Origin of the sequence: Phenylobacterium sp., assembly GCF_013911965.1 — a bacterium.
In the GTDB taxonomy this organism is placed as follows: Bacteria; Pseudomonadota; Alphaproteobacteria; order Caulobacterales; family Caulobacteraceae; genus Phenylobacterium.
Window position 1 is genome coordinate 26,221 of the sequence record NZ_JACESE010000022.1, and the last position, 13,087, is coordinate 39,307.

Consider the following 13,087-nt stretch of genomic DNA (forward strand, 5'->3'; position numbering starts at 1 on the left):
AAGGGCGCGGTTCGGCTGTGACCGATCCGCGCCCTCGTCTGTTCCTCCGGGCCGACCGGTCAGTGGTGGCTGTCGCCCTTGATGACCGGCGGTTCGTTGAACTGGTGGAACGGCGGCGGCGAAGGCAGCGTCCATTCCAGGGTCGTAGCGCCCTCGCCCCACGGATTGGCCTCGGCCTTGCGGCGCATGATGGCCGCCTCCAGCAGGATCAGCAGGAAGACCAGGACGCCGACCGCGGTGATGGCGTAGCCGATCGACGAGATGTGGTTCCAGTAGGTGTAGGCCTCCGGATAGTCCACATAGCGGCGGGGCATGCCCTGCAGGCCGAGGAAGTGCTGCGGGAAGAAGATCAGGTTCACGCCGACGAACGTGATCCAGAAGTGCAGCGCGCCGGCCCATTCGCGGTACTTCACGCCGAACATCTTCTCGAACCAGTAGTAGAAGCCCGCGAAGATGGCGAACACGGCGCCGAGCGACAGCACGTAGTGGAAGTGGGCCACCACGTAGTAGGTGTCGTGCAGGCTGTAGTCGATGCCGGCGTTCGCCAGGACCACGCCCGTCACGCCGCCGACGGTGAACAGGAAGATGAAGCCGATCGCCCACAGCATGGGCGTCTTGAAGCTGATCGACCCGCCCCACATGGTCGCGATCCAGGAGAAGATCTTCACGCCCGTCGGCACGGCGATGACCATCGTCGCGGCCACGAAGTAGGCGCGCAGATTGATGTTCATGCCGACCGTGTACATGTGGTGCGCCCACACGATGAAGCCGACGAAGCCGATGGCCACCATGGCGTAGGCCATGGCCAGGTAACCGAACACCGGCTTGCGCGAGAAGGTCGCCACGATGTGGCTGATGATGCCGAAGCCCGGCAGGATCAGGATGTAGACCTCGGGGTGGCCGAAGAACCAGAACAGGTGCTGGAACATCACCGGATCGCCGCCGCCGGCGGGATTGAAGAAGCTGGTGCCGAAGTTGCGGTCGGTCAGCAGCATGGTGATGGCGCCGGCGAGCACCGGCAGCGACAGCAGCAGCAGGAAGGCCGTGATCAGCACCGCCCAGGCGAACAGCGGCATGCGGTGCAGGGTCATGCCCGGCGCGCGCATGTTGAAGATGGTGGTGATGAAGTTGATCGCGCCGAGGATCGAGCTGGCGCCCGCCACGTGCAGCGACAGGATGGCCAGGTCCATGGCCGGGCCGGTGTGGCCCGTGGTGGACAGCGGCGGGTAGATCGTCCAGCCGCCGCCGAAACCGCGGCCGGGACCGCCGTCGACGAACATCGAGCAGAGCAGCAGCACCCAGGCCGCCACCAGCAGCCAGAAGGAGATGTTGTTCATCCGCGGGAAGGCCATGTCCGGCGCGCCGATCATGATCGGAACGAACCAGTTGCCGAACCCGCCGATCATGGCCGGCATGACCATGAAGAAGATCATGACCAGGGCGTGGGCCGTGACCACGACGTTATAGCCGTGCTTGGTGGCCTCGATGATCTGAAGCTGGTCGAGCAGCGAACCCTCCACGAAGACCTGCAGGCCCGGCTCGGCCAGCTCCCAGCGGATCAGGCCCGAAAGCGCGCCCCCGACGATGCCCGCCATGATGGCGAACAGCAGGTAGAGCGTGCCGATGTCCTTGTGGTTCGTGGAAAGGAACCAGCGGGTGAAGAAACCCGGCTTGTGATCGTGGTCGTCGTGACCGTGTGCGGCGGCGTGAGCCATCTTACTCTACCCCTGGATCAGTTCGCGGCCGCCGCGTCGGCCGGCGCGGCGGTCTCTTGCGGCGCCGCAGCCTCGGCGCCCTCTTCGGCGGCGGCTTCGCCCTCGGCGGCCGCATCAACCGTGGCTTCATTGGCGGCCGGGGCCGTGGCCTCAACCGCCGTGGTGGCGGCGAGACCCGCCGGATTGCCGCCCTTGCCGGCCACCCAGGCCTCGAACTCCGGCTGGCTCACCACCCGGATCTCGATCGGCATGAAGGCGTGGTCGACGCCGCAGAGCTCCGAGCACTGGCCGTAGTAGACGCCTTCCTTCTCGGCGCGGAACCAGGTCTCGTTCACGCGGCCGGGAATGGCGTCGATCTTCAGGCCGAACGCCGGCAGGGCGAAGGCGTGGATCACGTCGGCGCCGGTGACCAGCACCCGCACCGTCTTGCCCACCGGAACCACCATCGGCTCGGTGGCGGCCAGGCGATAGGGCACGCCCGCAGCCTGCGCCTCGTCTTCCGGCAGCATGTTGGAGATGAACTCGCCGACCTCGTGGTCGGGATATTCGTAGCCCCAGTACCACTGATAGCCGACCGCCTTAACCGTCAGGTCGGGGCGCGGCATGTCGTTGTACTGGAACAGCAGCCGGAACGAGAAGATGGCGATGAAGACGAGGATCAGGACCGGGACCAGCGTCCAGATCACCTCGACCACCGTGTTGTGGCTGAACTTCGCCGGCACGGGATTGGCGCGGCGGTTGTAGCGCACGATCACCCAGACCAGCAGGGCGGCCACGAACAGCGTGATCGCCGTGATGATCGGCATGAGGATGCCGTTGTGGAAGAAGATCGCCGATTCCTTCAGCGGCGCGGCGGCCGGCTGAAGACCGATACCCTTCGGCGTCGGTTGGCCCAGCACCTCCTGGGCCATGGCCTGGGCGCTGCAAAACGCCGTCATCGCGACCGCCGCGGCCCCCGCCGCCAACGTCCGCATCCCCTGCAAGCTCGACTTCATGTCCCCTCGGTCTCTTTGGCCGGACGGGCGTCCTGACGAACGCTTGGTCGCCGTCCCCCGACTGAAACGAGGCTTACGCAGCGAGATACGTTCGCCGCCAAGGCCCTCAGCGGGCGTGCATACGCGCTCTCCCAGAGCTTGCCAAGGCAGTTGAGGGCCTCAGGGCCGCCATAGGCCGGTGGCGGGTGCGGGACCATATGACGCATGGGCCGGCGCAGGCGCCCGGCGGGTGACGCCGGGACCCGAACTTCCTATGTGTGGAGGCCAGTCCCAAAGCGAGGTTCTCATGAACGCCCACGCCTCTGCGCCCTCCATCCTCGACTCCTGCGGCGTCGCGCCCGAGCGGGCCCGCGAGATCCTGGGCGAGGCGCTGTCGGGGGCCGACGACGGCGAGATCTTCGCCGAACGTTCGGAAAGCGAGTCGTTCCTGTTCGACGACGGGCGGCTGAAGTCCGCGGCCTATGATTCCACCGAGGGCTTCGGCCTGCGCGTGGTGGCCGGCGAGACCGCGGGCTACGCCCATTCGAGCGAGATTTCCGAGGCCGCCCTCCGCCGGGCGGCGGACTCCGCGGCGCTGGCCAAGCGCGGCTACGAGGGCGTCGCGGCCGAACCGCCGCGGGCGACCAACGCCAGGTTCTACGGCGAGGACGATCCGCTCGCCTCGCCCGACTTCGCCGACAAGGTGGCCCTGCTGCAGGAGATCGACGCCTGGGCCCGCGCCCGCGATCCGCGCGTGGTGCAGGTGATGGCCAGCCTGACGGGCGAGCGGCGGATCGTCGAAATCCTGCGCGCGGACGGCCGCCTGATCCGCGACGTGCGGCCGCTCAGCCGCATCAACATCCAGGTGACCGTGGAGAAGGACGGCCGGCGCGAGGTGGGCTTCGCCGGCGCCGGCGGCCGCGCCGGCTTCGAAACCTGGATCTCGCCGGAGGCGTGGCGCGAACAGGGCGAGGAAGCCCTCCGCCAGGCCCTGGTCAATCTGGAGGCCGTCGCCTGCCCGGCGGGCGAGATGGACGTGGTCCTCGGCCCCGGCTGGAACGGCGTGCTGCTGCACGAGGCGGTCGGCCACGGGCTGGAGGGCGACTTCAACCGCAAGGGCACCTCGGCCTTCTCCGGCAAGATCGGCCAGCGGGTGGCCGCGCCCGGCGTCACCGTCTTCGACGACGGCGCCCTGGCCGGCCGCCGCGGCTCGCTCACCGTCGACGACGAAGGCACGCCCACCGAACGCACCGTCCTGATCGAGGACGGGATCCTCGTCGGCTACATGCACGACCGGATGAGCGCGCGGCTGATGGGCCACGCGGCCACCGGCAACGGCCGGCGCCAGTCCTACGCCCACCTGCCCATGCCGCGGATGACGAACACGGCGATGGAAGGCGGCTCGACCCCGCGGGCGGAGATGATCGCCTCGACCAAGCGCGGCCTCTACTGCGCCAATTTCGGCGGCGGCCAGGTGGACATCACCAACGGCAAGTTCGTCTTCCAGTGCACCGAGGCCTATCTGATCGAGGACGGCCGGCTGACCACGCCGGTCAAGGGCGCCACCCTGATCGGCGACGGCCCTTCGGCCCTGACCCGGGTGACCATGATCGGCGACGACTTCGACTTCGATCCCGGCGTCGGCGTGTGCGGGAAGTCCGGGCAGAGCGTGCCCGTGGGCGTCGGCCAGCCGTCGCTGAAGATCACCGGCCTGACCGTCGGCGGCACGAATCTCTGACCGACCGGCCTTCGCCGACCGGAAATATGTCAGGGATTTAACTGGTCCCTGAAGCCCAGCTTGGATCATGTGACGTCCGGAGGGAACGTTACATGATCATTCGCGCCGTCGCCGCGCTCGCCGCGGCGAGCCCGCTCGCCTACGCCTCGACGGTCTTCGCCCAGGAGGCGACGCCGCTGGTCGCGGCGCCCGAGCCGAACGGGCGGGGCGTCATCAGCTATCCGCCCGCCTTCTTCGCCGATGCGCAGCCGACGACGGCCCTGGAGATGGTGGAGCGGCTGCCCGGCTTCGCCCTCGACGTCGGCGACGACGTGCGCGGATTCGAGGGCGCGGCCGGCAACGTGCTGATCAACGGCCGCCGCCCGGTCTCCAAGTCCGACGACCTGGAGGAGATCCTCCGCCGCATTCCGGCGAGCCAGGTCGAGCGCATCGACCTGATCCGCGGCGGGGCGCCCGGCATCGACATGCAGGGCAAGTCGGTCATGGCCAACCTGATCCGCACCCGCACCAATTCCGCCCAGGGCCTGATCGCCCTGGCCGACCGGCAGATCTATGACGGCCGGAACGTTCTGGGCCTGCGCGTCGAGGGCTCCGGCCGCGTGGGCGACACCGCCTGGGAGGCCGGGTTCGTCGGGGGTCAGGGGCCGGACGACGGCGCAGGCGAAGGTCCGCGGGTGCGGGTGAACGACGCCGGCGCCCCGCTCATCGTCACCTTCGTCGACTCCGAGGGCCTGGGGACGAACGGGGCGCTCACCGGGGCGGTGGAGCATCCCGTCCTGGGCGGACGGCTCCGCGTCAACGGCCGGTTCTTCATGGACCACTTCGAGTACGACGAGGTGAACTTCGGCGGGCCCCTCAAGGAGGTGACCCACGACGAGAACGACCTGACCGAGACCGAGCTGGGCCTCAGCTACACGCGGCCGCTCGGGGCGCGGACGAGCCTGGAGCTGATCGGCCTGCGCCAGACGGCGGACGAGACCTACGAATCGGCCTTCGACGATCTGACCGACCTCTACGACTTCACCCTCGACAGCGACACGACCGAGACGATCGGCCGGGCCGTGCTGCGCTTCCGCCAGAACGAGGCCCTGTCCTGGGAGGTGGGCGGCGAGAGCGCGCTCAACACCCTCGACAGCGCGACCCGCTTCGCCCTGAACGGCGCGCCGGTCGCCCTGCCCGCCGCCAATGTGCGCGTCGAGGAGCTGCGCGGCGAGGTGTTCGGCAAGGCGACGTGGCGGGCGACGCGGCGGCTGACCGTCGACGCGGGCCTGCGGGGCGAGGCGTCGGACATCTCTTCCGAAGGCGACGTGGCGCTCGAGAAGTCGCTGCAGTTCGTCAAGCCGCGTGTCGGCCTCACCTGGGCCCAGGACGACAAGACCCAGCTTCGCCTGCGGATCGAGCGCAGCGTCGGCCAATTGGACTTCGACGACTTCGTCGCCTCCTCCTCGCTGAACACCGGCGTGCTGACCGCCGGCAACCCCGACCTGAACCCGGAGCAGGAGTGGATCGCCGAGGCGGCGATCGAGCGCCGCTTCTGGACCGGCGGCGCCTTCGTGGTGACGGTCCGTCGGGCGGAGATCACCGACGTGGCCGACCGCGCTCCTGTGCGCCTGCCGACCGGAGAGATCTACGATGCGCCGGCGAACATCGGCGATGGCGTGCGCGAGGAACTGGCGCTCACCCTCACCCTGCCCTTCGACCGGCTGGGGATGAAGGGCGCGCAGCTGCGGGGCGAGGCCACCTGGCGCGCCTCGGAGGTCGAGGACCCGACCACTGGTGAGGATCGCGAGATCTCCGGCCTGCGGCCGCTCGAATGGGAGGCCCATTTCAGCCAGGACCTGCCGCAGTGGAAGGCCAACTGGGGCGTCGACGTGTTCGGCGGCTGGCGGGAGACCTACTACCGGTTCGACGAGATCTCCACGACCAAGCTGAAGACCTTCGTCGTCCCCTATGCGGAGTGGAAGCCGCGGCCCGACTGGGTGATCCGGTTCGAGATTCCCAACGTCACCGAGCGTGGCCTGCGCCGCACGCGCACCGTCTATGCCGGCCCCCGGGACACCTCGCCGATCGCCTATGTCGAGGATCGGGACATCCAGTTCGGCAAGATGTACCGCCTGCGCATCAGCAAGACCCTGGGCGGCTGAGCGCACGCCGGACGAAAATAGGGCCCGGGAGCGATCCCGGGCCCTTCTTCATGTCCGCAAGGTCCGACCGGTTCAGGATTTGCGGTCGTCGCGCAGGGTCTGCGGGTTCACCGCCTGCCGCTCGCCGTCGAGAACCGGGGCGATCGGCTCGGGCTGCGGACCGTGGCCCTCCTTCACCCCGTGCGCCCAGCCCTTGATGAAGAAGCTGAGCACGATGAAGACGACGCCGGCGCCCATCCCCCAGTAGCCGAGCATGGCGAAGACCTCGATGGAGCTGCGCAGCGCCGCGGCGGGATCGAGCACCTGGCCGCCCACGGTCTCGGTGCCGGCGAAGCCCGCAATGATGCCGCCCACAAACTGGGCGATGGAACTCGACAGGAACCAGACCGCCATCATGAAGGACACCACCGAGCTCAGCGACAGCTTGGTGATTTCCGACAGGCCGACGGGCGAGAGAAAGAGCTCGCCGGTGGTGTGGAGCAGGTAGAGCAGGCCCAGCACCATCAGCGGCACGCGGAAGCTGGCGTCGGCGAGGCCCGCGCTCCAGACCACGACCATGAAGCCGAGCCCCGCCTGCAGGAGGCCCAGGCCGAACTTCAGCGTCGGATTGGGATCGAGGTTGCGGCGGCCGAGCGCCGCCCACAGGGCCGCGAAGATCGGCGCGAAGATCAGGATGAAGCCGGCGTTGAACGACTGCACCTGGGCCGCGGCGATCCCCGAATTGATCCAGCCCCACCAGTTGTCGGTGGAGACTCCGGCCGCGGCGAGCTGCTCGGGCGTGCCCATGGGCATGCCGAGGAAGGTGGTCGCCTGGCTGGTGATCGACAGATCCACGTTCCGGGCGGCGAAGAGGTTCAGCGAGGTGCCGGCCTGCTCGAAGAGGGTCCAGAAGACGACGGCGCCGAAGATCAGCACCGTAGCGAGCCCCATGCGCTGACGCTCGACGGTGGTCTTGCAGACCTGGATGATCACATAGGCGATGATGCCGAGCGAGATCACGATGGCGCCGATCAGCGCCACGCCGACGATGGCGTTGTTCTGGACAAGCCACCAGACGACGCCCAGGGCCGGGATGGTCGCCAGATAGATCAGCCATTCGCGATTGACGGGACCGGCGACCGGGCGCTTCAGCAGTTCCGGATCGGGCGGCTCGCCATTGCCCTCCAGCAGAGGCTTGCCGAGCACGAAGACCACGAAGCCCAGCGCCATGCCGATCCCGGCGAGGCCGAAGCCCCAGCCCCAGCCGAAGTGCTGGCCGAGCAGGCCGCAGAGCACCGAGGCCCAGAAGGCGCCGAGATTGATGCCGTAATAGTAGAGGGTGAAGCCGGAATCCCGCCGCGGGTCGCCCTGGGCATAGAGCTGACCCACGATGGTCGAGATGTTCGGCTTCAGGAAGCCGACCCCCAGGATGATGAGCGAAACGGCCAGGTAGAAGACGTTCACGCCCACCGGGTCGGCGACCTTCTCCATCTCGTAGCTGCCGGCCGGAAGGACAGCCGGCAGGCCCGCATCGGCGGGCAGGCCCGCGATCTGAAGGCCGCCGCCTTCCGCGGGACCGAATTCGTAGGCGCTGTCGCCGACCTGGATACGCACCTCGCGACCGTCCATCCGGCCCTCGGCGACCACCTCGTAGGCCTGTCCGCCATAGGTCAGGATTTCACGCGTGGGCTCGCCTTCGAAGGCCATGGTCAGGTGGCCGGCGACCAGGAGCAGGGCGCCGAAGGCCACCGCCTTGCGGGTGCCGAGATAGCGGTCGGCGAGAATGCCGCCGATCAGCGGCAGCAGATAGACCAGCGAGGTGTAGGAGCCGTACTGGGCGTTGGCGACGTCGTCGTCGAAGAGCAGATGCTGGGTCAGGTAGAAGATGAGGATCGCCCGCATCCCGTAGTAGGAGAAGCGCTCCCACATCTCGGCGAAGAACAGGACGATCAGGCCCCTCGGGTGGTTGCGCAGCAGCTGCATCAACACCGGAGCGCCGGTCACCAGCGTGATGATCACGCCCAGGACGACGACGATATTCATGTATGAAGGTCTTCCGCTTGAGTGCGTTGGGCCTTGGCCCAAGGTCGATTTCGCCCAGCCGGGCCGCCAAGCCGGGGAGAAGATCACGCGTTCGGCGTAGAGACAAGCAAGGCTCGTCCAACGGGCGAGGAACGGGAGCCAGGACCTCGCCTGACGCGTTTGGCCCTCGACAGGAGGTTTCCCATGAAGACGCCCGGACCCGACCACCCGATCGACATCGCCCGCGCAGGCACGCGGATGCGCGCCATGTTCATGGGCCATGTGATCGCCGACACCGACGATGCGCTGATCCTGAAGGAGGCCGACCTGCCGCCGGTGGTCTACTTCCCGCGGGAGGACGTCTCGATGGAGTACTTCTCCCGCACCGAGCGGGTGACGCACTGCCCCTACAAGGGCGAGGCGGCCTACTACACCCTGATGATGAACGGCGAATTCGCCGAGAACGCCGTCTGGACCTATGAGGAGCCCTATCCCGCCATGGAGCGGATCACCGGGCGGCTCGCCTTCTATCCCGACAAGGTCGAGATCTACGCCGTGAAGGACGACCCGGCGCGGGACGCGTCCGACCGCCGGGAGGTCGACGAGATCGTCCAGCACACCGACGCCGGCGACGGTACGAGCCAGAAGCCGCACTGGCCGCCGAACGTGGGCAATCCCGAGCCCTGATCCGGCGCCGGCTCAGAGCCCCGCAGGCGCCACGTCGATGAAGATGGGGTTGGCGTAGAACCACAGGTCCGACCACGGGTCCTCGCCGGGCGGATCGGGCTGCGGCTCGTCCTCCGCGCCGCTGGTCCCGCGGACGCGGACATAGGAATCGCGGGCGAGGCCCTCGAGAACGTAGGTGGCCGTGATCTCCTCGCCGTCCCGGCGCCACTGGGCGGGACCCAGACGCGTCTCGACCCGCGTCGTGGGATTGGCGGCGCTTTCCCGATCGGCCGCGGGGCCCGTGACCTCGCCGACGATCAGGTCGATCCGGCCCACTTCGGGCGTCCGGCCCGCCGCGTTGGGCGCGGCCGGGTCCCGCAGGCGCAGCGTGAGGGTGACCGACCCGTCCTTCGCCACAGGCAGCACTCCGCCGATCTCGGCGCGGGCCGAGCCGGACTGCGCCGTCACGTCGAGTTCGGAGATCAGGTCGCCGGTGGTCACGAAGACGCGGCCGTTGCGAAGGCCGTCGAGGATGTCGGCGTGGGTGCGGACCGCCTTCACATAGGTCTTCGAATACTCGCCCGGCCAGAAGTCGCTGCCGCCCTCGGTGTAGTGGCGGTGCGAATCGGAGGTGGAGGTGACCCACCAGCGGCGGCCCTCCCCGAGCATGGAATCCCAGAAGCCCCCGAGGCGCGCGGTCATCTGGTCGAAGCCGCCCAGGGTCGGACTGTTCCGATAGCCGCCCCGGGCGCCTTCCGGATCGATCGAACCGTCCGGCTGCAGGGCCGAGGCCTGGTGGCCGGGCGCGCCCTCCATGCCGATGGCGACCTTGGGCGCGGTGTCGTTCCAGTCGCGCAGTTCGCCGGGGCGGTCGTGTCCCCACTGGCTCGGCCCCTTCGCCGAGCGGGACGGATGGTTGGCGATCACCACCGGCGGCGCGTCGATCTCACGCATATGCCGCAGCGCCTCGAGCATCCGGGGCTCGGTGTCCCAGGCGGGGTCGGCCGGCCAGGGCTCATGCTTGGCGAAGCGGCTCTCGATATGCTCGAGCACGTCGCGTTCCTGCGGCGTGTGCGGGATGATGAGGCTGGAGTGATCGGCGCCGGGCGTGTCGAGCTCCATGCCGTAGAACTGGATCAGCTCCGGCACCTCGGCGCGCGAACGCAGAAGCTCAGGATAGGCCAGGTCACGATTGACCTTGGAGTGGTTCGGACCGCCGTGGTCGGTGGAGACCATCCAGGAGAGGCCGAACCTGTGCGCCATCGCGGCGTTGGTCGGGATGGGATAGATGGCGTCGCCGGCGATCTCCGGCTTGGGCGGCCCTCCGAGCGGATCGGGCGTCCAGCCGACGCTGTAGCGGCTGTGGACGTGGTGGTCGCCGGCCAGCCAGGTTCTGCGCCCCGGGTCGGCGGCCGCGGCGGCGGGCGTATCGGCCGGAACCGCCACCATGCCGGCGGCGTGGTCATGGCCGCCGTGGGCGTGGGCGAGGCCGGGCGTCAGCACGGCGGCGAGGGCGGAGAACAGAAGCGGAGCGCGGATCATGCGCCCGCTGTACCTCCGGCTTGCGTCACTTCCCTGACAAAGGCGGCCAAAGCCGGCGGACAGCCGCCGGCCCTAGAAGGCCATGGCGTCGTAGACCTTGGCCATGTCCCGGTTCCAGGGGCCCTCGTAGAGCTGCAGGAGGCGTTCGGCCGGGGTCATGCCCGTCTCGACGATCTCCTCGAGGTCGGCCAGGTAGTTGGTCTCGTCGACCAGGCCGCCGCTCAGGCGGTTGCGCGCCTTCAGGCCGTCGTGGGCGATGGCCAGCATGTCGCGGGCGATCTCCTGGACCGTGCGTCCGCCGACCTGGGCCTTCAGGCCGGACCGGGCCACCTGGGCGCGCAGGCCTTCATGGCTCTCCACCGACCAGTCCTTGCAGAGATCCCAGGCCGCATCGAGCGCGGAGTCCTCGTAGAGCACCCCGGTCCAAAGCGCCGGCAGGGCGCAGAGGCGGCTCCAGGGCCCGGCGTCGGCGCCGCGCATCTCCAGGTACTTCTTCAGGCGCACTTCCGGGAAGATGGTGGTGACGTGGTCGGCCCAGTCCTTGATCGTCGGACGCTCGCCCGGCAGCTCGGGCAGGCGGCCGTCCATGAAGTCGCGGAACGAGCGGCCGGCCACGTCGACATAGGTCTCGCCGCGCTTGACGAAATACATGGGCACGTCGAGGGCGTAGGCCGCATAGGTCTCGAACCCGAAGCCGTCCTTGAAGACGAAGTCGAGCATGCCGGTGCGGTCGGCGTCGGTGTCGGTCCAGACGTTGGCGCGGGCCGAAAGGAAGCCGTTCGGCCGGCCTTCCGTGAACGGCGAATTGGCGAACAGCGCCGTGGCGATCGGCTGCAGAGCGAGGCTGGTCCGGAACTTCTTGACCATGTCGGCCTCGGAGCCGAAGTCCAGGTTCACCTGCACCGTGCAGGTGCGGAACATCATGTCCAGGCCGAGCTTGCCGACCTTGGGCATGTAGGCGCGCATGATCCTGTAGCGGCCCTTGGGCATGACCGGGATCTGCTCGCGGGTCCAGTCGGGCGTGAAGCCCAGGCCCAGGAAGCCGAGGCCCAGTTCGTCGGCGACAGTCTTGACCTCCGACAGGTGGACGCCGGTCTCGTCGCAGATCTCGTGCAGGTCGTTCAGCGGCGCGCCGGAGAGCTCGAACTGCCCGCCCGGCTCCAGGCTGACATTGGCGCCGTTGCGCTCCAGGCCGATGAGGGTCTCGCCCTCGAACACGCCCTTCCAGCCGAAGCGCATGAGGCCCGTGAGCAGAGCGTGGATGCCCGCCTCGCCGTCGTAGGCGACCGGCGACCGGTCGGCCAGGCGGAAGGGAAACTTCTCGTGCTCGGCGCCTATGCGCCAGTCGGCCTTTGGCTTGGCGCCGTCGGCGAACCAGGCCACCAGATCATCGAACACCAAGGGACGGTCGTCGCACATGACGTCGGCCATGATTCTCTCCCCAGCCCGTCAAACAAGCTTCGCCACGGGCGACGTCCCGAGCGGCGGCGATCTTTACGCCGTTCGCTGAAGTGGGCGCAACGATGACGATGCGCAATGGCCCGCCCGACGGACAGGTTCAAGCGCGCCAGTCGCCGCAGGCCGCCTGCCACAGAGTCAGGGCGCTGATCGCCGCCGTATCGGCGCGCAGGATGCGGGGCCCGAGCGTCGCCGGGACGGCGAAACCCTGGCCGCGCAAGGCTTCCCGCTCGGCGGGCGAGAAGCCGCCCTCGGGTCCGATCAGCACCGCCCAGGGGCCTGCCGGCTGGTCCTTCAGAGCGTCCAGAACGGGGGCGGCGTCGCCCGCTTCGTCGCAGAACAGCAGGCGTCGCGGCGCATCCCAGGCGGCCAGCAGGGCGCGCAGCTTCACGGCTTCGACCACCTCCGGAACGTCGATTCGCCCCGTCTGCTCGGCCGCCTCGACGGCGATCGCCTGCAGGCGCGGCAGGCGCGCATGCTCGGCGTTGGTCCGCTCGGTCACCACCAGGCGAACGCGCCGGGCGCCCAGTTCGGCGGCCTTTTCGACGATCGTCTCCAGGCGCGTGCGCTTGACGATGGCGACGATGAGATCGAGGTCGGGGCCCGCGGCCTGAGGGCGAAGCGGCTCGGCGACCGCCAGCGTCACGGCCCGCTTGCCGACCTCGGCCACGACCGCCCGCCACTCGCCGTCGCGGCCGTTGAAGACCACGACCTCGTCGCCCGCCGCCCGGCGCATGACGGCGGCCAGATAGCGGCTCGGGTCGGGGTCGAGGCCGAGCCGCGCGCCGGGGGCGAGGTCGTGGGTCACGAAGAGGCGGATCATGCGAGACTTCTAGCGCCCGCCGCGGC

At 69.0% G+C, this 13,087-nt stretch carries 9 protein-coding genes; 3 read left to right on the forward strand and 6 right to left on the reverse strand.

Annotated elements, in window-relative coordinates:
- Positions 1–59: 59 nt before the first annotated feature.
- Both ctaD and coxB read right to left on the reverse strand, forming a co-directional pair.
- Positions 60–1,715 (reverse strand): cytochrome c oxidase subunit I, encoded by a 1,656-nt coding sequence (ctaD, locus tag H2041_RS17255; protein ID WP_293414817.1) that lies wholly within the window; start codon positions 1,713–1,715, stop codon positions 60–62.
- Positions 1,716–1,732: 17 nt separating this feature from the next.
- Positions 1,733–2,710 carry a cytochrome c oxidase subunit II gene (coxB, locus tag H2041_RS17260; protein WP_293414819.1) on the reverse strand — a complete coding sequence of 326 codons (978 nt, stop codon included), beginning with the start codon at positions 2,708–2,710 and terminating at the stop codon, positions 1,733–1,735.
- Positions 2,711–2,996: 286 nt separating this feature from the next.
- Here coxB and tldD point away from each other — a divergent pair, with 286 nt between their 5' ends.
- Both tldD and H2041_RS17270 read left to right on the forward strand, forming a co-directional pair.
- Complete coding sequence (gene tldD / locus H2041_RS17265) at positions 2,997–4,427, forward strand: metalloprotease TldD (RefSeq protein ID WP_293414821.1); 1,431 nt, start codon at positions 2,997–2,999, stop codon at positions 4,425–4,427.
- Between the two features lie 92 nt (positions 4,428–4,519).
- A complete protein-coding gene (locus H2041_RS17270) occupies positions 4,520–6,571 on the forward strand; it encodes a TonB-dependent siderophore receptor (protein WP_293414823.1) in 2,052 nt (683 codons plus the stop codon).
- A gap of 72 nt (positions 6,572–6,643) precedes the next feature.
- Here H2041_RS17270 and H2041_RS17275 read toward each other — a convergent pair whose 3' ends face one another.
- The gene (locus tag H2041_RS17275; RefSeq protein WP_293414825.1) at positions 6,644–8,593 is read right to left on the reverse strand and encodes a peptide MFS transporter; all 1,950 of its coding nucleotides are present in this window, start codon (positions 8,591–8,593) and stop codon (positions 6,644–6,646) included.
- A gap of 183 nt (positions 8,594–8,776) precedes the next feature.
- On the opposite strand from H2041_RS17275, the gene H2041_RS17280 reads away from it, so the two are divergent.
- Positions 8,777–9,259 carry a DUF427 domain-containing protein gene (locus H2041_RS17280; protein WP_293414827.1) on the forward strand — a complete coding sequence of 161 codons (483 nt, stop codon included), beginning with the start codon at positions 8,777–8,779 and terminating at the stop codon, positions 9,257–9,259.
- A 12-nt stretch (positions 9,260–9,271) separates the two neighbouring features.
- Here H2041_RS17280 and H2041_RS17285 read toward each other — a convergent pair whose 3' ends face one another.
- From H2041_RS17285 to H2041_RS17295, 3 genes are all read right to left on the reverse strand, one after another.
- Complete coding sequence (locus tag H2041_RS17285; RefSeq protein WP_293414829.1) at positions 9,272–10,780, reverse strand: phosphoesterase; 1,509 nt, start codon at positions 10,778–10,780, stop codon at positions 9,272–9,274.
- 72 nt (positions 10,781–10,852) lie between these two features.
- Complete coding sequence (locus H2041_RS17290; protein WP_293414831.1) at positions 10,853–12,211, reverse strand: glutamate--cysteine ligase; 1,359 nt, start codon at positions 12,209–12,211, stop codon at positions 10,853–10,855.
- Between the two features lie 127 nt (positions 12,212–12,338).
- Positions 12,339–13,061, reverse strand: coding sequence for a 16S rRNA (uracil(1498)-N(3))-methyltransferase (locus tag H2041_RS17295; protein ID WP_293414833.1), 723 nt, complete (start codon positions 13,059–13,061; stop codon positions 12,339–12,341).
- Positions 13,062–13,087: the final 26 nt, after the last annotated feature.